Source organism: Cohnella soli, assembly GCF_042655525.1.
In the GTDB taxonomy this organism is placed as follows: domain Bacteria; phylum Bacillota; class Bacilli; order Paenibacillales; family Paenibacillaceae; genus Cohnella; species Cohnella soli.
Map to the genome: position 1 here is coordinate 316,344 of NZ_JBHSMI010000002.1, position 22,971 is coordinate 339,314.

General features: G+C 55.0%; 20 protein-coding genes. 18 read left to right on the forward strand and 2 right to left on the reverse strand.

The genetic code is table 11. The features are described from left to right. The first annotated feature begins 2 nt into the window (after positions 1-2). The 17 genes from ACFPOF_RS01725 (at position 3) to ACFPOF_RS01805 (ending at position 18,522) form a co-directional block, all read left to right on the forward strand. Positions 3-950 (forward strand): dipeptidase, encoded by a 948-nt coding sequence (locus tag ACFPOF_RS01725; protein WP_378128991.1) that lies wholly within the window; start codon positions 3-5, stop codon positions 948-950. A 109-nt stretch (positions 951-1,059) separates the two neighbouring features. Continuing rightward, positions 1,060-1,278: a cold-shock protein gene (locus ACFPOF_RS01730; protein ID WP_378128993.1), complete on the forward strand. Its 219-nt coding sequence runs from the start codon at positions 1,060-1,062 to the stop codon at positions 1,276-1,278. A 208-nt stretch (positions 1,279-1,486) separates the two neighbouring features. Next, complete coding sequence (locus ACFPOF_RS01735; protein WP_378128995.1) at positions 1,487-2,278, forward strand: formate/nitrite transporter family protein; 792 nt, start codon at positions 1,487-1,489, stop codon at positions 2,276-2,278. Continuing rightward, positions 2,271-3,185 (forward strand): L-lactate dehydrogenase, encoded by a 915-nt coding sequence (locus ACFPOF_RS01740; protein ID WP_378128997.1) that lies wholly within the window; start codon positions 2,271-2,273, stop codon positions 3,183-3,185. Before ACFPOF_RS01735 ends, ACFPOF_RS01740 begins: the two co-directional genes overlap by 8 nt. A 146-nt stretch (positions 3,186-3,331) precedes the next feature. Continuing rightward, a complete protein-coding gene (locus ACFPOF_RS01745) occupies positions 3,332-3,667 on the forward strand; it encodes a hypothetical protein (protein ID WP_378128999.1) in 336 nt (111 codons plus the stop codon). A 15-nt stretch (positions 3,668-3,682) separates the two neighbouring features. Beyond that, a complete protein-coding gene (locus tag ACFPOF_RS01750; protein ID WP_378129001.1) occupies positions 3,683-3,952 on the forward strand; it encodes a hypothetical protein in 270 nt (89 codons plus the stop codon). Beyond that, positions 3,949-4,119, forward strand: coding sequence for a hypothetical protein (locus tag ACFPOF_RS01755; RefSeq protein WP_378129003.1), 171 nt, complete (start codon positions 3,949-3,951; stop codon positions 4,117-4,119). The genes ACFPOF_RS01750 and ACFPOF_RS01755 overlap by 4 nt, the downstream gene beginning before the upstream one ends. Before the next feature lie 172 nt (positions 4,120-4,291). After that, the gene (locus ACFPOF_RS01760) at positions 4,292-5,290 is read left to right on the forward strand and encodes a cell wall hydrolase (protein ID WP_378129005.1); all 999 of its coding nucleotides are present in this window, start codon (positions 4,292-4,294) and stop codon (positions 5,288-5,290) included. A 568-nt stretch (positions 5,291-5,858) separates the two neighbouring features. Then, positions 5,859-6,296 (forward strand): DUF1641 domain-containing protein, encoded by a 438-nt coding sequence (locus ACFPOF_RS01765; RefSeq protein ID WP_378129007.1) that lies wholly within the window; start codon positions 5,859-5,861, stop codon positions 6,294-6,296. A gap of 37 nt (positions 6,297-6,333) precedes the next feature. Continuing rightward, positions 6,334-7,512 carry an NAD(P)/FAD-dependent oxidoreductase gene (locus ACFPOF_RS01770; protein ID WP_378129008.1) on the forward strand — a complete coding sequence of 393 codons (1,179 nt, stop codon included), beginning with the start codon at positions 6,334-6,336 and terminating at the stop codon, positions 7,510-7,512. Positions 7,513-7,679: 167 nt separating this feature from the next. Further along, the gene (locus ACFPOF_RS01775) at positions 7,680-10,541 is read left to right on the forward strand and encodes a discoidin domain-containing protein (RefSeq protein ID WP_378129010.1); all 2,862 of its coding nucleotides are present in this window, start codon (positions 7,680-7,682) and stop codon (positions 10,539-10,541) included. Positions 10,542-10,700: 159 nt separating this feature from the next. Beyond that, entirely contained in the window at positions 10,701-12,461 is a 1,761-nt protein-coding gene (locus ACFPOF_RS01780) for a sensor histidine kinase (protein WP_378129042.1), read from the forward strand. Further along, positions 12,458-13,609 (forward strand): response regulator transcription factor, encoded by a 1,152-nt coding sequence (locus ACFPOF_RS01785; protein WP_378129012.1) that lies wholly within the window; start codon positions 12,458-12,460, stop codon positions 13,607-13,609. Before ACFPOF_RS01780 ends, ACFPOF_RS01785 begins: the two co-directional genes overlap by 4 nt. A 120-nt stretch (positions 13,610-13,729) precedes the next feature. Continuing rightward, positions 13,730-15,079: an ABC transporter substrate-binding protein gene (locus tag ACFPOF_RS01790; RefSeq protein ID WP_378129014.1), complete on the forward strand. Its 1,350-nt coding sequence runs from the start codon at positions 13,730-13,732 to the stop codon at positions 15,077-15,079. Positions 15,080-15,107: 28 nt separating this feature from the next. After that, positions 15,108-15,995, forward strand: coding sequence for a carbohydrate ABC transporter permease (locus tag ACFPOF_RS01795; protein ID WP_378129016.1), 888 nt, complete (start codon positions 15,108-15,110; stop codon positions 15,993-15,995). Then, the gene (locus ACFPOF_RS01800) at positions 15,992-16,816 is read left to right on the forward strand and encodes a carbohydrate ABC transporter permease (RefSeq protein ID WP_378129018.1); all 825 of its coding nucleotides are present in this window, start codon (positions 15,992-15,994) and stop codon (positions 16,814-16,816) included. Before ACFPOF_RS01795 ends, ACFPOF_RS01800 begins: the two co-directional genes overlap by 4 nt. Before the next feature lie 5 nt (positions 16,817-16,821). Beyond that, positions 16,822-18,522 carry a glycoside hydrolase family 5 protein gene (locus tag ACFPOF_RS01805; protein WP_378129020.1) on the forward strand — a complete coding sequence of 567 codons (1,701 nt, stop codon included), beginning with the start codon at positions 16,822-16,824 and terminating at the stop codon, positions 18,520-18,522. Positions 18,523-18,572: 50 nt separating this feature from the next. Here ACFPOF_RS01805 and ACFPOF_RS01810 read toward each other — a convergent pair whose 3' ends face one another. Both ACFPOF_RS01810 and ACFPOF_RS01815 read right to left on the reverse strand, forming a co-directional pair. Then, positions 18,573-20,084, reverse strand: a complete 1,512-nt coding sequence (locus ACFPOF_RS01810; RefSeq protein ID WP_378129022.1) for a hypothetical protein — start codon at positions 20,082-20,084, stop codon at positions 18,573-18,575. A gap of 77 nt (positions 20,085-20,161) precedes the next feature. Continuing rightward, positions 20,162-20,632, reverse strand: a complete 471-nt coding sequence (locus ACFPOF_RS01815) for a hypothetical protein (protein WP_378129024.1) — start codon at positions 20,630-20,632, stop codon at positions 20,162-20,164. Between the two features lie 402 nt (positions 20,633-21,034). Here ACFPOF_RS01815 and hflX point away from each other — a divergent pair, with 402 nt between their 5' ends. Then, on the forward strand, positions 21,035-22,315 hold the full coding sequence (gene hflX / locus ACFPOF_RS01820) for a GTPase HflX (RefSeq protein WP_378129026.1): 1,281 nt from the start codon (positions 21,035-21,037) through the stop codon (positions 22,313-22,315). The last annotated feature ends 656 nt before the right edge of the window (positions 22,316-22,971 follow it).

Here is a 22,971-nt window from a genome sequence, read left to right on the forward strand (position 1 = left end):
CGGTGAAAATATTCGACGCTCATTGCGATGTGCTGAGCAAGCTGCTCGAGAACCCGGAGCTCGATTTTGTTCATGAACGGCATCGTCTGGATGTCACGTTGGATCGTATGGTTGAAGCGAACATCGGGGTACAGAACTTCGCGATTTATTTGTCTGAGCGAATGTCGAGACAATTCCAATTTGTACTGGACAGTATCGATTTGTTTTGCCAGCGCATTCTTTCCAATCCGCAAATGCGGTTCGTCCGTTCGAAGAACGACTTGCGTCGCGTGGCCGCAGAGGGAAGCATTGGGGCCATGTTGTCGCTTGAAGGTGTTGACGCGTTGCAAGAAAATCTCGCGAATGTTCGCATTTTATTCTACCTGGGCGTTCGAAGTGTCGGGATCACTTGGAATTATGCGAATTGGGCAGCCGACGGCGTGTTGGAGCCGAGACGGGGCGGGTTAACGGAGCTAGGGAGAAACCTCGTCAAGGAATGTAATCGAATTGGCATGATTTTAGACGTCTCCCATCTGTCCGAACGGGGCTTCTGGGAACTGGCGGAGCTTTCCAATAAACCGTTTATCGCCTCTCACTCGAATGTTTACGCTGTTCGACAGCACCCACGTAATTTGAATGATGAGCAGATCAAGTCGATCATCAGCTCGGAAGGCGTCATGGGAATCACGTTCGTTTCTCCTTTCGTGGATGCGGTCCAGCCGGTTGCGATAGATAAATTATTGCCTCATATCGACCGCGTATGTTCGCTTGGCGGCAGCCGTCACCTCGGTTTAGGTTCGGATTTCGACGGAATCAAAGAATGGATGATCGGGCTGGAGCATGCGGGAAAATACGGACAATTGGTCGAGTTGTTGCAAAAACACTACTCCGAGTCGGACGTCAAACGTTTCGTTTACGGCAATTGGTATGACTTTTATTCCAAACATTTGCCGGATGGGCAGGCGAATTGAGGATTGGTCTCATAAAATAAGAAGATTGTGCTAATATTAAAATGGGTTACACACAAAACGGAATCGGAAATCGTGAATCGGAAATCGTGAAACGGAAAGAGGGATAAGCTTGTATTCTTCTCGCAAAAAAACGGTCGAAGAGCTGCCCGAGGAATTAACGGCAATCTGGTCTTGTTCGGACGACAACTGCAACGGATGGATGAGGGATAACTTTGCGCTCTCCTCGACGCATCAATGCCCGTTGTGCCAATCTGAGATGGTGAAAGGCGAAAGAATGCTCGTCGCTCTCGCGAACACAAGCCCGCTTCATCACAAAGCCGAGGATTAAGTTCAACGGGGCGACGAAATGGCAATAGGAGCACCTTCATGTCGGCTCCGGCAGAAAACCCGGTCTTTCGAGGCCGGGTTTTTCCTGTATGCAGGCGGGTCACATTCGAACGTTCGATTGATGCGTGAAAATGTGATGTTTCTCACATCGCGGGCGAGCGGTATGGCGTATTCTACGTGTAACCCAAAGAGAGAAGGTGAGGAGCGGCATGGAAGTTGAAGCGCTCGAGAAGGTCGAGCAGCTCGCCCTCAAGAAACATCGAATATTCGAGACGAGCCGGCTCCGTTACATCGCCCGTTCCGCGCTTGCCAGCATGTTTATCGGCTTTGGCGTCATCGTCGCCTTCAAGACGGGCAGCTTCTTCTACGCGGAGCATTCGCCGATGACGTATCCGATGGCGGCGATTACGTTCGGGGCTGCCATTATATTAATTTGTTACGGCGGCGGCGACTTGTTTACGGGAGATACGTTTTATTATACGTACGCTGCGTTAAGACGCCGAATACGATGGCCTTCTGTTATGCGGTTATGGCTGTTCAGCTACTTGGGCAACATTCTCGGAGCTTCGTTCTTCGCGCTGCTGATCTACACGACAGGGCTGTTCTCGGAGTCGTCGGTGAACGGGTTCTTGCTCAGCGTCGTGGACAAGAAGATGAACTTGCCGACGATGGAGCTGTTCTTCCGAGCGATATTGTGCAACTGGCTTGTCTGTCTGGCGTTTTTCGTACCGATGTCGATGAAGGGCGACGGGGCCAAAATGTTCGCGATGATGCTGTTCGTATTCTGTTTCTTCATTTCCGGATATGAGCATAGCATCGCCAACATGTGCACATTTGCGATTGCGCTTGTACTGAATCACCCGGGAACCATTTCCTTAGGCGGCGTTATTCACAATCTAGTCCCCGTCACCTTAGGCAATCTGATCGGCGGGGGATTGTTAATGGGATTTATGTACCACTACGTTAATAAACCGGAATTGGAGAGTGATCGACATGAGTAAAACGAAGATTGTTGTTATCGGAGTAGGCGCGGTTGGGGCGACAACGGCGTACACGCTGCTGCTGAGGGAACGGGTGGACGAACTGGTGCTCATCGACGTTAACAAGGACAAAGCCAGAGGCGATGCGATCGACATGAACCACGGTCTTCCGTTCGTCGGGAAAACGAAAGTGTGGGCCGGCGATTATGAAGACTGTCGCGGGGCCAGTATCATCATTATTACGGCAGGCGCGGCGCAGCGGCCGGGCGAGACGAGGGTCGATCTACTGAAGCGGAATGCGGCCATCTTCGAAAACATTATCGACGCAGTGCTTCAGCATAATGATGATGGCATTTTACTAATCGCGTCCAATCCGGTAGACATTATGAGTTATTTTACGTGGCGGAAAACGCAATGGCCGGTCGAGCGCATTATCGGCTCGGGCACGCTTCTCGACAGTGCCCGGTTCCGCTATCTCATCGGCGAGGAGCTCGGCATCGATCCGCGCAGCATCCATGCCCATATTATCGGCGAGCACGGCGACTCGGAGCTGCCGGTCTGGAGCTTGGCGAACGTGGCTGGAACGAGCATTCCGCTCGGCGAGGAGAAGAAGGAGCGAATTTTCGCAAACACGAGAGACGCCGCATACGAGATCATCTCTGCCAAAGGCGCGACGTATTACGCGATCGCCCTTGCGCTTGATCGGATATGCACCGCGATCCTCCGCGACGAAGGCGCTGTGCTGAACGTATCGACGCTGCTGAAAGATTATCATGGCATCTCCGACGTATACCTCGGCGTTCCTTGCGTCGTTGACCGCAGCGGCGTACGCGAAGTGCTGAAGCTGAGTTTGTCGGAGCGAGAGCAACGGCAATTGCGGATGTCCGCGGAGAAGCTGCAAGACTTGATTCGCTCGATGAATGAATAGTAGATCTGCCCGTGGAGCCAATCCGCGGGTTTTTTTGTGGCTATCCAAATGCAGGAAAAGGCCGCGATAAATCGAAATAGCATAAATAGCCTATTTAAGTCAGGTCTGGAGGATTGCGATGAATATCGATTTCGGATCAATCGCGGATGCTGATCAGAAGCGGCAAAGCCTATAAAAAATATTTGCGTGAATCGATCAAGAAATATAGCCGGGTCAAAACGATTCTGTACCGCGATGCGCCGGTGTATCTGTATGAGTTCTACTTGGATACGAATATGAGCATTAACAGCCGGACATACAGCGCAAGCCATGTGAACAACGTGCTGACGCATGGGTATTTTATCAATTTCATCGGTTCTGCCGGAAGCGGCAAAAGCACGCTGTTTAAGCATTTGTTCCTCGATACGATCAAAAACACGTCGCACATTCCGATCATGGTCGAGCTGCGGGAAATCAACAATCGGGACCAGTCGCTAGGGTAATGTCTTTTTCAATCGATGTGCAATTTAGGATTCGATCTGGAATACGAACACTTCAGCAAAAGCATCGCGAGCGGAAGATACGTGTTCCTCTTCGACGCCTTGTACTCCCAGCACGATGCCACCAAGTCGGGGTACAAAAGAAGAATGAAAACGCAGCTCGCTTCCGATGATTTCAAGAGCATCGTGGCTGCCGTGTCGATTTCCAGCTATTTGGACAGGGTGTTCTCCATGGCATCCGACCAGCTCTTATCGTACTTGAGCCTGCGTGCAATCAAGTGGATATGATCAGGCAGTATGGCGTGGAAGAAAGCGACGGGGTAGAAATTCTGGTCGACATTAACCAAATTCACCCCGGAACGGAGTTAAGCAAGGAGTTTATCGGCCATGCGCACTTTATTCTAAATAAGCTGAATTACGCCACGGCGTTGCTACCGATTATTGGAGAAACATAAGGATAGGAAAACAATTAAAGAGCTGCTTTTCAAAAAAAGAGTTAGCCATTGAGTAAGCGATCCCGGGGATTGTGTGAAAACGTTAATGCTACAAATCGGTTATGCTGTGATATATTTTTACAGTATTCATAAAAGCGATTTCACGTTAATTCACGATCACCGGGAGGGTTTTATGCTCCGTTTGTACAGTTCAATTCGAAGCCGATTGCTGATCCCGTTAGTCGCCATCCTGATGCTGGCATCGGTTGTTCCGAGTGCTGCGGCTGCAGCTAAAGCGGACGATGCGGCAGTCGACGTGACGATTATGATCGACGGCGAGAAAGCGAAGTTGGCCGATCCGGCGCGCATGAAGGATAACAGGCTGCTCTTGCCGATCGCAAGCGTAGCGACGCTGCTGAAAGCGAAGACTAAGTGGGACGCGGCCAACGAAGCCGTGACGATTCAATCCGTGCGCGGAGACAAAATCGTGCTGAGCAACGGCGTGCCGGTCGTCTATTTCAACGATAACCGTTATGTAATGGACACAGTGCCTTTCCTGGACGACGGTCGAATGTACATCCCGCTGCGCGCCGTCGCGGAATTGCTTCACGCCAACGTGAAGTGGGATATGGAAACGTTAGTCGCCGAGATCACGCAGGTCGAGCCTGCTGTCATAACGGCGGAGTACGGTCTTGCGGAGATCGGAGAACAGTTCAGCGTCAGCCAGGATGCGCTGCTAAAGCGAAACGGGTTAAAAACTGCCGCGGAAGCGAAAGAAGGAACGGAGCTTCGTGTCGTCATCCCTTCGATATTCGATAACGAAGCGGAGCCGTTCACGAAAGAGGATTATGCGTTGCTTGCCAAGCTCGTGCAAGTGGAGTCTGGATATGAGCCTTACGAAGGCCAACTGGCCGTTGCGAACGTCGTACTGAACCGGGTGAACGATCCGCGTTTCCCGAAATCGATCAAGGACGTCATTTACTCCGGCAAGCAATTCCCGGCCGCTCACAACGGCTTGCTGCAGAAGAGTGTCCCGAACGCGAGCGTGCTTCGCGCCACCAAGGATGCTCTGAACGGGAGAAATAACGTGAAAAACGCCGTGTACTTCTACGATCCGCGAGTAACCAAAGGCTCGTTCTGGTCCGGTCTCGACACGATCGTGACGATTGGCACGCACCGTTTCGCGAAGTAATCTCTGTCGTGGGAGCAAGTAGAGCCCATTGTATAATCCCTACCGGTAAGTCGGTGGGGATTTTCTCGTTAGCGGGCAGGACTCGGCGGATTTGCGTCTACAGCACTCCTGTAACGATGAAAAACATCGCACCAGTCCGCCGATCAGCCCATTTCGATGCTGTAGCGATGTTTTTCATCTTTAACGGGTAGAACTCGGCCGATTTGCGACTGAAGCACTCCTGTAACGATGAAATTCATCGCACCAGGACGCCAATCTGACCATTTCGATGCTGCAGCGATGTTTTTCGTCGTTAGCAGGTAGGGCACGGCCGATTTGCCGAGCCTCCGTTGGCCATACGTTCTAAGGCACAACCTGCGCCCGAGAAGTTTGGGCAAACTGCAAACATTTTACCCGAGTCACGACATTATTATCGATTTACCGCTTTAAAACGCAAAAATTCATCATAAGATGCCAAATATATACATGTACTAATCGCGCGGAAAGAGATAAAATATACATATAAATGTGATTAAATTCACAAAACTTTCTTAGATTGCTGATGATTTCGATTAGGGGAGGAAACAGAATGTCTGAATCGACTGTTTTGAATGCCGATCAAGGGTCCGTAGCGACCGATGCTGCGGCGAAGCTTGACGTGTTGGATCAATTGTTGAAACCGGAAGTGCAGCAAGCGATCACCCAATTGGTGGATCAACTGCCGAGACTCGCCGAGATGATGACCGTTCTGACGAATGTGTACGATTTCGCGCAGAAGGTTGCAAAAGATAAAGTGTTGATCGAAGATACGATCGGCGGCATCCAAGAGGTGGTCAAGCCCCTCGCGGAGAAAGCGAAAGGTGTCGCATCCGCCGTCATCGAAGCCAACGACCGCGCGGAGAGCAGCGATGCGACGATCGGCGTGTTTGGCATGATGAAATTGCTCAAAGATCCGGAATTGCAGAAGATGCTGCGTTTCGGCCAAGCTTACTTGAACATCATTGGCGAAAGAAAAAACAACGGTTAATCGGACCGATCCATAGGCGATGAACGGAGGAACATAGATGAGAAAAGAAATTTTGATTCTCGGGGCGGGTTACGGCGGCTTGCTGAGCGCCCTGTCCGCCAGACAGCATCTGTCGACCGCGGAAGCGAACATTACGATCATCAACCGCTCGAACACGCACCAAATCATTACGGAGCTTCACCGTCTGGCTGCGGGCAACGTGCACGAGAAAGCCGTTGCGCTCCCGCTTGAGAAATTGTTCAAAGGCAAAATGATTAACGTCGTCGTCGGCGAAGTGTCGTCCGTCGATCCGGAAGGCAAGAAAGTCGCGTTGAACGACGGCACAACCTACCGTTACGACGCGCTTGTTCTTGCGCTCGGCAGCGAAACGAACTATTTCGGCATTCCGGGATTGCAGGAGAACAGCCTGATCTTGAAGTCCGTTAACGATGCGAACAAAATTTTCGCTCACGTGGTCGACCGCGTTAAAGCATACGCGAAGTCGAAAGACAAAGCGGATGCAACGTTCGTCATTGGCGGCGGCGGCTTGACCGGCGTCGAATTGGTCGGCGAGTTGGTCGACGAATTGCCGGCGATCTGCCGCGAGAACGGCGTAAACTTCTCCGATCTCTCGTTAAAGCTTGTCGAGGCGATGCCGACGATTTTGCCAATGTTCTCGCCTGAACTGATTCAGCGCGCAGTTACGAGCCTCGAATCCCGCGGCGTGGAGTTCTTGACGAGCTTGCCGATTACGGAAGTGAAAGGCAACGTCGTTACGCTGAAGGACGGCCGTACGATCGAATCGAACACGGTTGTCTGGACGGGCGGCGTTCAAGGCAATACCCTCGTTGCGAATTGCGGTATCGAAGTGAATCGCGGTCGCGCGTCGGTGAACGAAGCGCTGCAATCGGTGTCCCACCCTGACGTGTATCTCGCAGGCGACTGCGCGGTCGTCTTCGGACCGGAAGGCCGTCCGTATCCGCCGACAGCCCAATTGGCTTGGCAGATGGGCGAACTTGTCGGCGCCAACATCGCGGCAGCGTTCAAAGGCACGAATCCGGATTCTTTCAGCCCTGTGTTCTCCGGCACGCTCGCCAGCCTCGGACGCAAAGACGGCATCGGAGCGGTTGGCGGCACGGGCATCGAACTGCGCGGCACGTCGGCTTCCCTCATGAAAAAGGCGAGCAACGCACGTTACTTGTCCCACATTAACGGATTGTTCTCGCTCGCTTACTAAGATTTCAAATCAATAATGTCCAACCCGCGATGCTAATTCGTTCGAATGGCATCGCGGTTTTTTTGTTTTAAAGTAAAGGCAAGAACCGAGGAAGGGTGGTGTTGTCCGGTATCATCGCAACGCGGCAGTGCGTAAGCGCTTTCCAAATCGAAAGAGGAGGTTTCGTAATGAGAAAACGGAGCAAGCTGAAATGGATCTGCATGAGTGTCCTGCTGGCGCTCGGATCGTTGACCGCAGCGGGGGCGGGATCACCCGGGAAAGCGGAAGCGGCGGCGCTTGGGGCAAGCGACTTCCTGAAGGCTGCAGGGCCGGTGCTGAAGAACAACTCGGGCACGGGATCGATCGTTACGCTTCGAGGGACGAATCTCGGCGGCTGGCTGGCGACGGAGCAGTGGATGTCGCCGCAAGGAGAAGGCGCGTTAAGCCGTAGTGGATGGTCGGCTAGCGGGTCGGGCAGCGGGCAGTCAAGCGCATTCGACGGTAATCTTGCGACGCGGTGGACGGACGGGGCGGTGCAAACTCCGAACAGCAACTGGTTCCAGCTCGATATGGGCAGTCAGCGCACATTCGATCATTTGACGATTGACGCGGGTTCTTTTACCGGCGGACTGCCTGCAAGTTTACTGATTCAAGTGTCGGCGAACGGCAGCAGTTGGACGACGGTCAGCGTGCTTAAAGATACGGGCAACTCCCAGAAAATGAACCTGACGCTCGACCAGGTCTATACGGCTCGTCATATTTTGCTTATCCAGCAAGGAACGAAAGCGACGCCTTGGTCGCTGGCCGAGCTGACCGTCTCGCAAGCGGACGACTTCAGCATGCGAACGGCGCTGTACAACCGGTTCGGCATTTCTGCGGCGGATACGCTGCTGGACGGCTACCAGAACACGTGGATTACGACGAGCGACCTCGATAACATCCAGAACATGGGCATGAATTTTGTCCGCGTGCCGATCAGCTGGCAAGAGCTTGTCAATCCGGACGGAACATGGAAATCCGGCGCCTTCACGCAGCTCGACTGGGTCATCAGCGAAGCGGGATCGCGGGGCATCTACGTGCTGCTCGACCTGCACGTGCTGCCCGGCGGGAATTGCCCTTGGGCGAGCTGCGGCCAAGCCGGCACGAATCCGAACGGCTTCTGGACGAATACGGCCAATCAGGATTTGGCTGTCACCATCTGGCAGGGGCTGGCAACTCGATACAAAAACAATCCGGCCGTCGCCGGCTACGACCTCATGAACGAGCCGATTCTGAGCTTCAGCGAGACGCCGACGGAGATCGCAACGAAAAGCGCGGTGTACAACAGGCTGTACGACGCGGTTCGGGCGATCGATCCCGACCACACCATTTATCTCAATGCGTTTTTCGGCTTCGATAAGATTGCGGCTCCTTCCACTTACGGCTGGACGAACGTCGTTTACGAGATCCATCCTTACGACATGCCGAACGCCAAAGATTGGGATGCGCAGAACACGCTCATCACGAACTCGCTTTCCTTGCTCGGCACTTACCAGCAACAATGGAACGTACCCGTGTATGCCGGCGAGTACAGCTTCTATTTCTTCTACGACCTGTGGGCGAAATGGATGTCCGGGTTGAACGCGCTTAACGCTTCCTGGACGAACTGGAGCTACAAAGTGACCGGTACGGTGTCGGAAGGCGGCGGCGCGAACTGGGGCTTCTACAACACGAACACGAATCCGGTGCCGGATGTGAACAATGACAGCTCGGCGACGATCGCCTCCAAGTGGAGCCAATTCGGAACGAGTAACTTCCTGCCGAATACGAACTTGATCAACACCGTTAAGAAGTTTACGACGGGCAAAGATTGGATGGCAACCGTGCCGATCGATCAGACGGGCTGGACGGCGACTGCATCATCAAGCGGGGCGGGCAACCCGGCGTCTAACGCGCTCGATTGGAACGCGTCCACTCGTTGGAGCACTGGAGCGGTGCAGGCAAGCGGCCAATGGTTCCAGGTGAACATGGGCTCCAAGAAGGTGATCGATCAGATTTCCATCGAGACGGATGCGACGAATACGGGAGACTACCCGATTGGTTATCAGGTGCAGTTGTCGAACGACGGCTCGACATGGACGACGGTTGCCACTGGCGCGGGATTCGGACACAAAATGGTCATTCCGATCGCGACCGCTTACGCCCAATACGTCAAAATCACCCAGACGGGAAGCAGCACGGTCAATTGGTGGAACATCGCCGAATTCCATGCGTTTAACGAGCAGCCGGTCAGCAAGACGGGCTGGAGCGTATCGGCATCGTCGACGGATACGGCGAGCAGCTCGCTGGCCGGCGCGATCGACGGCAATCCGGCGACCCGCTGGAGTACGGGGCTGCCGCAGGCGAACGGCCAATACTTGCAAATCGACATGGGGCAAAATCAGACGTTCGACCGCGTGCTCATCGACGCGGGCGCATCGGCCGGAGACTATCCGCGCGGTTATCAGGTGCAGGTGTCGACGAACGGCACGGCGTGGACGACGGTCGCGAGCGGCGCAGGCAGCTCCGCCGCCATTATCGCGGAATTCGCCCCTCAGACGGCCCGGTATCTCAAAATCGTTCAGACCGGCACGTCGGGCAGTTGGTGGTCGGTCGCGGAACTGGCCGTATACGGCGAGCTGGAGAGAGGCCATTCCGGCTGGACGTCTACCGCTTCTTCGACGGAACCCGGCGGTTCGACGGCGAACGCCCTCGACGGCAATCCCGCCACCCGCTGGAGCAGCGGAGTCGGTCAGGCAAGCGGCCAATATTACCAAGTGAACCTGGGTTCTTCCCAATGGTTCAACCATCTGGTTATTGACGCCGGATCGAGCACGGGAGATTATCCGCGCAAATATATCGTTCAGGTATCGGGCAACGGCAGCAGTTGGACGACGGTTGCGTATGGGGAAGGCGCAGGGCAAGTCGTAACGGCGAACTTCCCGATCGTTCAGGCTCAGTATGTGAGAGTTTCGCTGCTTGGCAGCTCGGGCAGCTGGTGGTCGATCGCGGAACTGAAGCTTTACGAATGACGCGATAATCGTCATGGAAGGCGGGCACCTTCGGCGTCATAATGGCGACGGAGGTGTTTATCGCTTTTTCTCTTGACGGCAGGCACCGCGTGCCCCACAATACGGTCAAGTCTGGAAAGCGCATTCATCGGCAAGAGGGGGCAAACCGCGGTGAACCGAATGAGCATACGGGTCAAGCTGATGGTCATGATGATTTGTTTAACGACGCTGCCGGTTATGACCGTCACGTGGATTGCCACGAACAATACGCGAAGCTCGGTTGAGAAAGAGATTTTGCGCGCTAACGAATCGCGCATGATGTGGGCGGATCAGTATTTGGACGAATTGACCCAGCAGATCGATATTTTGTTTTATACGCTGCAGATTAACGAATCGCTAATGTCGGCGATCATGATGACCGACGACCCGAACGTCGGCGTGCAATTCCGGACGCAGAAAACGATCCGGGACACGCTCACTTCGACGTTTCATGCGAACTCCCGCAAAGTCGACGATCTGACGCTCTATAACCACGCAGATCGCAAAGCGTTCACCGTCAATTACGCGAATAGCGGCCTCAGCTCCAAGCTCGATATCACAAGCGGACCTTGGAGCCGGATGCTGACAACGCCGGTCAATATGTATTTCAAGCAGACCGGGGACGGCATCCGGGCCTACCATAGCATCAACCGGTTCGAGGATCGCAAGCTGCTCGGCGGCTTATCGGTCCGCATTGACCGCGACGTCTGGGAAGAGGTCGCGCGTATTCTGCAATCGGAGGCGGAGAGCTCCGTCTTCCTGCTCAACGACGAAGGAGAGCCGTTGTCGGGCTCGACGTCGGGCGCGATCGGGGAGGAGGAGCGGGGGGAATTGCTGTCGGAATGGCGGGTGTCGCATTCCGATCTCGAGTTCCGCCGTACGGCCAATTATTACGCGTTCGCCAAGCGGGTGAACGACGGCCAGCTTACGATCATCAAGGCGATTCCGATCCGCACCGTGACGGCGAGCGCCCGAGCGACGATGAAGGCGGGCATCGTCACGGGCGGTTTGTTCGCTGCTGCTTCGCTGCTGCTTTCCGTTCTCGTGTCGCTCAGAATCAGTCGTCCGATCGTCAGCCTGGCGCGGACGATGAAGATGGCGAACGTGCAAAATTTCGCTCTCACGTCCGTTCGCACGAGAGACGAGATCGGCCTGCTCCAGCATGGCTACAACGTCATGATGCAGCGGATTAAGTCTCTGATCGAGAGCGAGTACAAGCAGGAGATCGAAGTGAAGAACGCCCGGCTGCTGGCGCTTCAGGCGCAGATTAACCCTCATTTTCTGAACAATACGCTTCATATGATCGGCGGCATGGCGCTATCGAAGGACGCGCCGGAAATCTATCGGATTACGCGGGTCATCGGCGACATGCTTCGTTATTCCATCAGCCAAGAAGGCGACATCGTGCCGATCGATCGGGAGCTGTCCCATATCGACAACTATTTGTTCATCCAGGAGCAGCGCTTTATCGGGCGGTGCGCCATAACGGTTGAGAAGGACGAACGGCTTCAAGGCGCGGTACTGCCGAAGTTCACGCTGCAGCCGCTTGTGGAAAATGCATTCGAGCACGGTTTGCAAAAGAAGGAAGGCGCCTGGAGGCTGCGCGTGCGGGCGTTCCGGATCGGAGACCGGGTCGCGGTGGCGATCAAGGACGAAGGCGTCGGCATTGCTGCGGATAAGCTGGCGGACATCCGGGAGGAGCTGCGCAGCGGGACGCCGCTGCAGGTACGGGCGACGGAGTCGCTGCCGCGGCAGCGAGGCATCGGGCTGCGCAACGTCGATGCCCGCTTGAAGCTGCAGTTTGGGCCGGCGTATGGCGTGCGCCTTTTCGGCAAAGAAGGCGAAGGCTCGCTCGTTATCGCCGTCATGCCTTATCGGACGATGGGAGGGGGAAATCCGTGAACAAGTACAAAGTGTTGATCATCGACGACGAACCGTGGTCCCGTCAAGTCGTGAGGGCGCTCGGCGATTGGGAGGGCCACGGTCTGACGATTGTCGGGGAAGCGGAAGACGGGACGGAAGGGTTGCTGCGGATCGAGCAATGGAAGCCGCACGTTGTCGTGACGGACATGCGCATGCCGGGCAAAGACGGCGATGCGCTGCTGCGAGAGATCGGGCAACGTTATCCGAACGTGCGCATCATCGTCATGAGCGGCTACGACGATTTCACCTACATGAAGCAGGCGGTTCGTTCGCGCGCAGTCGATTATTTGCTGAAGCCGCTCGATCCGGCTGAATTTAACGAAGCGCTGGCGAATTGCGTCCGGGGCTTGGATCGGGAGCGTGCGGAGGCGGGGGAAGCTTGGGCGCCGGCTTTCGCGCGCCAAGATGTCCACCGCGAATATACCGCTTATCGGGACAGAACTCACGCGGGTTTGCTGGAGCTGAACCGGGCGGCGGTGTCCGAGGCGTTCGGTAAGCTGGCGGCATTTCTGTCCGCCTCCGTTGCGCCCGGTGAAGAGCAGGCGTGCGTCGCGGCGGTAACGAGGGATTACGCGGCATTGCTGCAGCCGTTCCTCGCGGAATACGAGCTTGGCCGCGCGGCTGATGGGCTCCGGAACGGACTCGGGGACGGACTCCGGGATGGCGAGGGGCTTTCCCCAGATCTTGAGTCTGAAGTCTCGAGGCCTGCTGCGGCTCGTTTGGACGGTGCGCTTTCGCAGGCGGTCGCTAGCATTGCCCGCGTGTACGAGGACGCGATGGAGCGCGCCGCCGTCATTCGCCGCAATCGGAACCGGCTCGACCTGGAAGCGGTGCGCGCTTACGTCGACAAGCATTTTCTTGATGCGATTTCGCTGGAGACGATCGCCCAATGCTTCTATGTCAGCAAGGAGCATCTAAGCCGGGCGTTCAAGGCGCACACGGGGGAGACGGTGACCGACTACATGGTGCGCAAGCGGATGGAAAAGGCGCGCGAGTTGATCGTTGAGCAGGAGCTGTCGATCAAGAACGCGGCGCATCTGACCGGGTACGACGATATCGCGTATTTCTACCGGGTGTTCAAGAAGCATTTCGGCTGCACGCCAGGCAACTTGCGGGGGGAGCCGTAACGACCGCCCCCGCGATGATCAATATTGTGCAATACCCGAAGCTAATATCCTGAAATGTTCGGGAGCGGCTCACCTTCTATACTGAAGATGCAAGCCAAGAACAAGAGGGGGAAACATCCAATGAAGAAAGCGCTTTACCTCGCGACTGCTTTGACGCTGGTCGCCTCGCTCGCCGCTTGCGGCGGCAACAACGATGACAAAGGCAATTCCTCGCCTTCGAACAGCCCCGCGAGTCCTTCCGCTTCCAAGGAGCCGGCTTCGAGCGAGCCGTCCCCAAGCGCAAGCGCGCCGGCGACGAAAGTTGACCTGAAGGTGTTCATGAGCTTCCCGCGTTTCAAGGACCAGTTCGATAAGTATTTCGAACAGTTCAAAGCGAAGGAACTGGCCGAGAAGAACATCGACGTCACGATTAAGCTCGAGATGCCGAACCCGGATCAGGCGAAGCAGATCTTAGAAACCCGCCTTGCCTCCAACGACGCTCCTGATCTTTTTACACTTCATGCCAACGATATTCCGACCTATTACAACGCCGGTTACCTGGACGATATCTCGAGCCAGCCAGCCATCGCGACGCTATACGATTCGGTCAAGAAAACGGTCACCTATGACGGTAAAGTCGTAGGGCTGCCGCTCGAAAGCTTATCGTGGGGGTACTTGTACAACCAGAAAATTTTCCAAGACCTCGGCATTCAGCCGCCTCAGACGCTTGACGAGATGAAAGCGGCGATCGAGAAAATGAAAGCCAATAAAGTGACGCCATTCCTGCTCGCCTTCCAGGAATCCTGGGTACCGCAATTAATGACGGCGCTCTCCCTAGGCGGAATCGTCTCGTCGGAGCACCCGGACTGGATCGAGAAGATGAACAAGGGCGAAGCTTCCTACGCCGACGTTAAAGATATTTTCAACATTATCGATCTGGTCATGGCCAACGGTACGAAAAAACCTTTCGAAGTCGGCAACGAGGCAGGGGCGACGGACTTCGCGAACGGCAAGGCGGCGATGTGGCTGCAAGGGCCATGGAACGCGGAAACGATTCTGAAGGTCAATCCGGATATGAAGTTCGGCGTTGCACCGCTTCCGGTCAGCAATAACCCGGCCGGCACGATGATCAACCTGTCCACGTCGACGACGCTTGCCGTATCGCCTTCGAGCAAAAACAAGGAAGCGGCGCTCGACCTGCTCAACTACATGCTGGACGCGAAGGACTCTTCGGCGCTGTTCCAGGAGCTTAAGTTCAACCCAGTGTCCACTGTCCACCAATACGAGGCGTTCCCTTGGGTGAACGAAGCGTCGACGTACGTGTCGCAAGGCAAAGCCTATCAGGACTTGAAGCTGCCGAACGGCGTCACCGACGAGCAGGCGAAGCTGCTGCAAAGCTACTACGCCAAAGACGTCACCCAAGAACAGTTCATCAAGACGATGGACAAAACGTGGGCGAACGCCGTTAAGGCCGCCGCAGCCGCGAAATAAATCGACGAAAGACCGGGGGTAGGCCAACATGAGCACGGTAGCCAAACGCAGAAAAATCATCAGCCTGCTCGCCTTCGTCTTCCCCGCGCTTTCGTTCTACGTCGTGTTCACCATCGCCCCCGCTTTCGGGGGCGTGATGTTCAGCCTGACGGACTGGAACGGACTCAATCCCACCTACCGCTGGGTGGGATTGTCCAATTATCGGGAAGCGTTGGTCGAGGATCCGTATTTCGTCGCTGCGATTTTGTTTACGTTGAAATATGTCGTCTGCATGGTCGTTTTGCAGAACGGCATCGCGTTAACGCTCGCTTTGCTCGTAGAGACGCGCAGGCGCAGCAAAGCGTTGTTCCGCACGATCTTTTTTACGCCCAACATGTTGAGTCTGATCATCGGCGGTTTCATGTGGGTGTTCATTTTTACGAAAGTGCTGCCTTCCATCGCGGAGGGCACCGGGCTAACCTGGTTGGACCAGTCCTGGATCGGCGAGCCGAAGTTCTCGTTCATCGCCATTCTGCTTCTGTCGCTATGGGGCGGCGTCGGGTACTTGATGGTTATTTACATCGCGGCGCTTCAGAACGTGTCTGGCTCTTTGATTGAAGCGGCGGCGATTGACGGTGCAAGCGGCTGGCAGATGACGAGGTATATTCGGCTGCCGATGATCTATCCCGCGATGACGATCGGCGTGTTTCTGACGCTCGGTTCCTCGTTTAAGGTGTACGATGCGGTGTACGCCTTGACGGGAGGCGGCCCGGGCCGCTCCACGCAGGTGATCGCGCTGAATATCGCGGAGGAAGCTTTCAGCTTCAATCACCGTTACGGCTACGCGAGTGCGAAAGCGATTCTACTGTTCCTGATGGTGATGATCGTCACGCTAATTCAACTGGCGGTCATGAAGCGCAGGGAGGTGGAGGCGTGAAGACGAAAGCAGTCAACGCGCTTGCTCTGCTGGCGCTTGCGGGAGCGGCAATCTTCACGCTGTTCCCGATCTATATGGCCGCGCTCAATTCGCTTAAGACGGACGGAGAGATGCTGAGCCGCGTGCTCGCGCTGCCGGAACGACTTCAATTCGCCAATTATGCGGACGCGTACCGCAAAATCGATTTTCCGCACAGCTTCGCCAATACGGTGATCGTCGCGGTCGTCGGTGTAGGGGGCATTCTGCTCTTCGCGTCGATGGCGGGGTACAAAATGTCGCGGACGCCGGGAAAGCTGAGCGGTTTCCTGTTCGGATTTTTCGTGCTCTCGTCGCTCATACCGTTCCATTCGATCATGATCACGCTCGTCCGTATCGCCAAAGGGTTAACCGTACAAGGGTCGACATTCGGGCTCGGGCTCGTGTACATCGGTCTCGGGGTGGCGATGGCGATTTTCCTCTATCACGGCTTCGTGAAGTCCATTCCGAGGGAGCTGGACGAAGCGGCGCTGATCGACGGCTGCGGGGAGCTGAGGTTATTTTTCGTCGTGATTCTGCCGCTGCTGCTACCGATTACGGCGACGGTAGCCATTCTGAACACGTTGTGGATGTGGAACGATTTCCTGCTTCCGCTGCTTATGCTGACCGACTCGTCGTCGTACACGCTGCTTATTTCGACGAACATGCTGTTCGGCGAATACAACAACGACTGGTCGGCGATTCTGTCGTCGCTCGTGCTGACGATGCTGCCGATTCTCATCTTGTACGTGATGCTGCAAAAATTCATTTTGAAAGGAATCGCGGAAGGCGCGATCAAAGGGTAACCGGGATGACGGTAGACGCGGAAAAGTTTCTGCGAGCGGAAGGCGGCCGGCTCGTTAACGGAGCGGGTCGCGAGGTGCTACTGCGGGGAGTCGGGTTCGGAAGCTGGTTCCTCCCCGAAGGGTATATGTGGAAGTTCCCGGACGGAGGCGACCGTCCCCGCCGGATTGAAGCGATGATCAGAGAACTCGTCGGCGAGGAAAAAGCGGTGCTGTTTTGGGAGACGTATTACGACCGATACGTGACGGAAGCGGATATTGAGCAAATTGCGGCGGAAGGATTCAACTCGGTGCGGGTGCCGCTGAACGCTCGTTTTCTGCTGGACGATGAGGGAACGTGCAGGGAGGATCGGCTTCGGCGGATCGATGAGCTACTTGGCTGGTGCCGCAAGCACGAGATCTATGCGATATTGGACTTGCACGGCGCGCCGGGCGGGCAGACCGGGACGAACATTGACGATTCGGAGCGGGATTTGCCGGAGTTGTTCACGGACGAGCGAAACCGGGAGCTGACGATCGGGATATGGCGTGCGCTCGCGGAACGGTACAAGGAGGAGTGGATCGTCGCGGGGTACGATCTGCTGAACGAGCCGCTGCCCGAATGGTTTTCTTCCTACAACGATCAAATTATGCCGCTGTACGAGGACATCGTGCGAAGCATTCGGGAAGTTGATGGCAGGCATATGATTATTTTGGAGGGCGCGCACTGGGCGACCGATTGGTCGGTGTTCAGCGGCGAACCGATCGACAGCAACGTGATGCTGCAATTCCACAAGTATTGGAACGTACCGGATACCGCGAGCATTCGCCAATATATCGAAGCGGGGGCGCGATGGAACGCGCCGATCTTCATGGGCGAAGGCGGCGAGAACAATACCGACTGGTATGCTGGCGCTTTCCGTTTGTTCGAGGATCACCATATTTCGTGGAATTTCTGGACGTGGAAAAAGATGGAGACGACGAATTCTCCTTATTCGGTGCGCATGCCTGAGGATTGGCCTTTGCTGGTCACGTATTTGGAGGGGGGCCCGAAGCCGGATGCGGAGACGGCCTGGGCGGCGTTGTCGACCTATCTTGATAACCTGCCGCTCGATCGATGCGACTATCGGCCGGAAGTCGTTCGTTCGCTGTTTCGGCAGCCGAACGCCCGCATACCGGCGATTTTCTACCGGAATGCGGAGGAAGGAGTCGGATTCGGTTTCGGCGAGGGGAGCGATCGTCGGGACAGCGAATTTGGCGAGGAACGGAGACGAGGAGGCGGTGGGCTTGGGTTCCGCGATGCCGACGGCACCGATATCCGGTTCGTCGACAGCGAGCGAGAGAAGCCTAACTTCCAGCACATGCGCGGAGAAGCTTGGGCGAGCGATGAATGGTTGTGCGTGCGGCTCGCGCCCGGCGATTGGTTGGCGTATGACGTCGAAGTTCCGGAAGTTGCAAGGGAAGGAGCGGGCTTGACGCTTCGGATGCGGGGCATTGGCGGCGGAGCTGGAGCCGGAGATTCCGGAACGGGAGCCGTCGAAGTGCTGAGGGAAAGCGGAGAGGCTGGCGTTCTGGAGCCTATTGGGGCTGTTCGCATTCCGGACGAAGCGGAAAGTTGGATCGACGCGAAGCTTGCCGGAAGACTAAGCGGGAGACCCTCCGCGCAACGGATCGTCATCCGAGCGGCCGGGCGATCGGTAGACGTGCAGTGGATCAAGCTGGATCTTTAAAACAAACCCCGCGGTGTCCATTCCTTCGAATTGCATTCGCGGGGTAGTTTTTAAATAAGATCTGTAAAGGTCATCCTATGTCCCAGGCCGGGAGTGCCGGTAGAGAAATCGAACTTTGACGTCTCGCTGAGCGACATCATGATATCTTCGTACTTCCACCAATCCCTTGAACCGGTCCAGAATACGCCGTCGATCTGCGAATCGCAATTGATGTAGTTGTACTTGCCGCCGCGAATATCTTCGATGATAAAGGAAATGGAGTACGGAGCGTGCATCATCATTAATTTATCGTTGTTCTTCAGCAGGATGAACACGACGGTAATTTCGTTGTTTAGTTGATGGAACATCATTTCCCTGCCCGGGGAAATATGCTTCTCTATCAATTCCTTGCTTTGCAAGTATGGGGCATTATGGCATACGAATATTTCCCGGCTGCTTAGAAGAGGGAAATCAAGCAGCATTTCCTCATAGTCATCCGAGTACATGCAGATCGGCAAATCCCCGAATTTGCAGACGGTCGCCTCGAACTTGTCGCGATCGGCGTGGAAAAGGAATCGTTTGCCGAATCCGATATCGTCGAAGATTAGGCAATAATATTTATTCTGTCCCCCGAGGATCAACACCCACATCGAGCTTATAATTCCTCGCTTCAGATCGAAATCTTCAAGCTGGATGTCGTCAATCACTTCGTACCTCTGATTGATCGGCGCAGGTCGGACGAGATCGAGCTGTTCCATAAACTGTTCAAGTTCGTTTTTATTCGGATCGTTGTTGACTGACCCTGCGCCAAGATCGCGGATGTTTTTGTCCAGTATCTTTACCGGAAGCGAAAGGAGCGTGAACTCTTTCTTCATATGCTCGACCAGCTTTATGCAGCTCGGCGGATCTAGAGGCGAAGAGTCGAGCTTCGCGCGCTGCAGCAGAAGGTCGTCGGTAATGCTGCCAACATCGTACTCCGTCAATAATGCCTCCAACGAGTTCAGCAGCAGATGAAACCTGTAGTCGGGATTATAGTCGATTTTATCGGATACGAGTTGCCGCACCAGTTCCGATTCATTCAGAATACGCAACTCCAGCAGGCGGCCGAATGCCAAGTTCATCGCCAAAGAGCCGATGCGAGCAATGAGACCTGACGACAGCATTTCCTGCCAATTGTCCGAATTCAAGTAATGGAGCACCCGATGCAATTTAAAGCTGCCGTAAGCGTAATTCGTCTGCAGCTCGGCAAATTTGACGTCGAAGTCGGCGGGGTTCATAAATTTGATCATAGCGTATTGCGAGTAATAGGAGAGACATTCGTATGTCAGCTCGGAACTGGCGACGTAGTGGCTTGACAGCCCTGCAAGAAACGCGTAACTTTCAAAGTTTCCCGACGCCAGACAGTGTACGGCCGTCTCTTGAATCAAATAATTAACCGCGCCGAAAGATGTGCTTTGGGCGACTTCTCGATGTTTCAATTCATGCAGGACAATATGAAGCAAGTCGTTGGGTTGTTCGTAAAATCGATTGGATTCCAGGTGAACAAAATTCTCAAACGTATATTTACCCGAGATGCGGCTCATCGTTCGAATCTCCCTTTGGCAATTCTCAAAGGTATATTTGCCCGAGATGTAGCTCATGGTTCGAATCTCCCTTTGGCTTACGACTCGTTGTCGGAATAAAATTTGCACCATGCGTTTCGTCCGATTTTGTAAGCGCCGAGGAGAATGAGAGAAATAACTCCGGTGACGAGACCGACTTCCAGCCCGAAACGCGCCGCGACAGCCGTGGACACAAGCAGCACGACTTTGTTGAAACTTTCCAGCGCACCTTTGCGTTCTTGCGCATATTCTTTCGAATCCCCGCACAGAAGCTTATGGATTTCGGACTTGATATACGTGTAGATGCTTTTCTTGCCTTCGTCGAGATTTAGATCGGACTTTTTGGATTCGAGCGCTTTAGCCAAAATTCTTTTCTCGATGCTTTCGCCGTCTTCGGGAACGAAGTCAGTCTGACCGTATGTCGCGCTCCATTCGTGGAAATAAATAGGGGATACCCCGTTTGCCCGCAAATTTTCGCCGATCGCCGCTTGAATGGACTCGAATTCTGCATCCGAGAAAGTCAGATTCATTGAAGTTCCTCCGTTGTTCATAAACTGATGACTCGACTTTATTATGGCATAATTTGGGGTTGCGTGACATCGGCTGCTCGAACGTTTGCTTAGCGACAGAGTCCTGTGTTAGAATGGGCATACTTTCAAAATGAACGGAGGGTTACGTGTGAACGATTTTATCCGAGTTAGATCTTTGCGCGGCTAATTGCATAGCGCCAAGGCTCTGCCTGCGTGCAGAGGACTCAGGATAAGTCTGTAACGCGTGACTTATAATTTCGGATACGCAAGACGACTCGCCGAAAGGGTGGGTTTCTTAACGTAACTCCGATGTCCTCTTCTCGTACGCAGAACGCACTGGCCGACGTAGCCGTGCGTTTTTTTGCGCCCGAAACCGTGATACGAAAAAGGAGGAATTTTTCTATGGAACAACCGAACAACAAAGCCGTCATCGTCGGCGTGAACTTAAACGATCGTCCGGACTTCGCCTACTCGATGGAGGAGCTTGGCAACCTCGCTCAAGCGTGCGACATTGAAGTCGCCGGGCAACTGACGCAGAACGCGTCCAAAATCAACAGCTCGCATTATCTCGGCACCGGTAAAATCGATGAACTGTCCGCACTGGCGGAACAAGTCGATGCATCGACGATCATTTTTAATGACGAGTTGTCTCCTTCGCAACTCCGCAACTTGGAGAGCTCGCTACAGAAGCGCGTTATCGACCGCACCATTCTCATTCTCGATATTTTCGCGGAGCGCGCCCGCACCAGGGAAGCCCAGCTTCAAGTCGAAGTCGCGAAGCTGCAGTATATGCTGCCTCGGCTCGTCGGCTTGCGCGAATCGCTCGGTCGTCAGGGCGGCGGTTCGGGCCTCAAGAACAAAGGCGCGGGCGAGACGAAGCTCGAGCTTGATCGTCGTCGCATTGAAGAGCGGGTAACCGCGCTGCAAGATGAGCTCGAGAAGCTTGTCGCCCAGCGGCAAGTGCAGCGCAAGCAGCGCCGCAAGACGGGCGTCCCCGTCGTCTGTCTTGTCGGCTATACAAATGCGGGCAAGTCCAGCGTGATGAACGCGGTGCTGGAACGTTACATGCCGGATACGAATAAGCAAGTGCTGGCGAAGGATATGCTGTTTGCCACGTTGGAGACGTCGGTTCGGAGCATCGAGCTGCCCGATAATAAATCATTCCTGCTTACCGACACCGTTGGCTTCGTCAGCCAGCTTCCTCATTATCTCGTCAAAGCGTTCCGCTCGACATTGGAGGAAGTGGCGGAGGCGGACCTGCTCGTCCAGATCGTAGATTACTCCAACCCGGAATTTGAGCGGCATATCGAAGTGACGAACACGACGCTGAAGGAGATTGGCGCGGACGGTGTCCCGATGATCTATGCGTTCAACAAATCGGACTTGACCGACAAGCCGTATCCGTTGACAGTGGAAAACAAAGTGTATATGTCCGTGAAAGAGAGAGCAGGCTTGGAAAGTCTGGTCGGGCTTGTGAAGGAACGCGTATTCCAGGATTACGTGGAGTGCGAAGTGGTCATTCCTTTCTCGGAAGGCCGACTTGTGTCGTACTTTAACGTCAACGCGAACGTACAAGCAACGGAGTATGAAGAGAACGGTACGCGGCTGCGAATGGAGTGCAAGCGGGCGGACTACGAGAAGTTCAAGCATTTGTTCGTCGACACAGCGGTCACGGAAGCATAGCCGGGAAAACCCGGCTACAGGGCACCGAAGGTCACGCGCCGCACGAATAGCCGGGAAAAACCCGGCTACAGGGCGACGAAGGCCACCCGCGACGCGAATAGCCGGGAAAAACCCGGCTACAGGGCGCCAAAGGCTCCGCGCGGCACGAATAGCCGGGAAAACCCGGCTACAGAGCACCGAAGGCCACGCGCTGCACGGATAGCCGGGAAAAAAAACCGGCTACAGGGCGCCAAAGGCCACGCGCCGCACGAATAGCCGGGAAAAAACCGGCTACAGGGCGCCGAAGGCCACGCGCGGCACGAATAGCCGGGAAAAACCCGGCTACAGGGCGCCGAAGGCCACGCGCGGCACGAATAGCCGGGAAAAACCCGGCTACAAAGCGCCGAAGGCCTCGAGCGGCACGAATAGCCGGGGAAAACCCGGCTACAGAGCGCCGAAGGCCTCGAGCGGCACGAATAGCCGGGGAAAACCCGGCTACAGAGCGCCGAAGGCCACGCGCGACGCGAATAGCCGGGAAAAACCCGGCTACAGAGCGCCGAAGGCCACACGCAGAACGAATCTCCACAGCCCCCTAATTAAGTTGGAGTCCTCCACCATGAAAATGTACACTTAATACATGAGGAGGACGAACTCAATGGGAAAAATGTCTGAACAGA

Coding starts and splice junctions, on each gene's coding strand:
- ACFPOF_RS01735 (WP_378128995.1), top strand. CDS start 1,487: ATGGAAGTTGAAGCGCTCGAGAAGGTCGAGCAGCTCGCCCTCAAGAAA.
- ACFPOF_RS01740 (WP_378128997.1), top strand. CDS start 2,271: ATGAGTAAAACGAAGATTGTTGTTATCGGAGTAGGCGCGGTTGGGGCG.
- ACFPOF_RS01745 (WP_378128999.1), top strand. CDS start 3,332: ATGCTGATCAGAAGCGGCAAAGCCTATAAAAAATATTTGCGTGAATCG.
- ACFPOF_RS01750 (WP_378129001.1), top strand. CDS start 3,683: ATGTGCAATTTAGGATTCGATCTGGAATACGAACACTTCAGCAAAAGC.
- ACFPOF_RS01755 (WP_378129003.1), top strand. CDS start 3,949: ATGATCAGGCAGTATGGCGTGGAAGAAAGCGACGGGGTAGAAATTCTG.
- ACFPOF_RS01760 (WP_378129005.1), top strand. CDS start 4,292: ATGCTCCGTTTGTACAGTTCAATTCGAAGCCGATTGCTGATCCCGTTA.
- ACFPOF_RS01765 (WP_378129007.1), top strand. CDS start 5,859: ATGTCTGAATCGACTGTTTTGAATGCCGATCAAGGGTCCGTAGCGACC.
- ACFPOF_RS01770 (WP_378129008.1), top strand. CDS start 6,334: ATGAGAAAAGAAATTTTGATTCTCGGGGCGGGTTACGGCGGCTTGCTG.
- ACFPOF_RS01775 (WP_378129010.1), top strand. CDS start 7,680: ATGAGAAAACGGAGCAAGCTGAAATGGATCTGCATGAGTGTCCTGCTG.
- ACFPOF_RS01780 (WP_378129042.1), top strand. CDS start 10,701: ATGAGCATACGGGTCAAGCTGATGGTCATGATGATTTGTTTAACGACG.
- ACFPOF_RS01790 (WP_378129014.1), top strand. CDS start 13,730: ATGAAGAAAGCGCTTTACCTCGCGACTGCTTTGACGCTGGTCGCCTCG.
- ACFPOF_RS01795 (WP_378129016.1), top strand. CDS start 15,108: ATGAGCACGGTAGCCAAACGCAGAAAAATCATCAGCCTGCTCGCCTTC.
- ACFPOF_RS01805 (WP_378129020.1), top strand. CDS start 16,822: ATGACGGTAGACGCGGAAAAGTTTCTGCGAGCGGAAGGCGGCCGGCTC.
- ACFPOF_RS01810 (WP_378129022.1), bottom strand. CDS start 20,084: ATGAGCCGCATCTCGGGTAAATATACGTTTGAGAATTTTGTTCACCTG.
- ACFPOF_RS01815 (WP_378129024.1), bottom strand. CDS start 20,632: ATGAATCTGACTTTCTCGGATGCAGAATTCGAGTCCATTCAAGCGGCG.
- hflX (WP_378129026.1), top strand. CDS start 21,035: ATGGAACAACCGAACAACAAAGCCGTCATCGTCGGCGTGAACTTAAAC.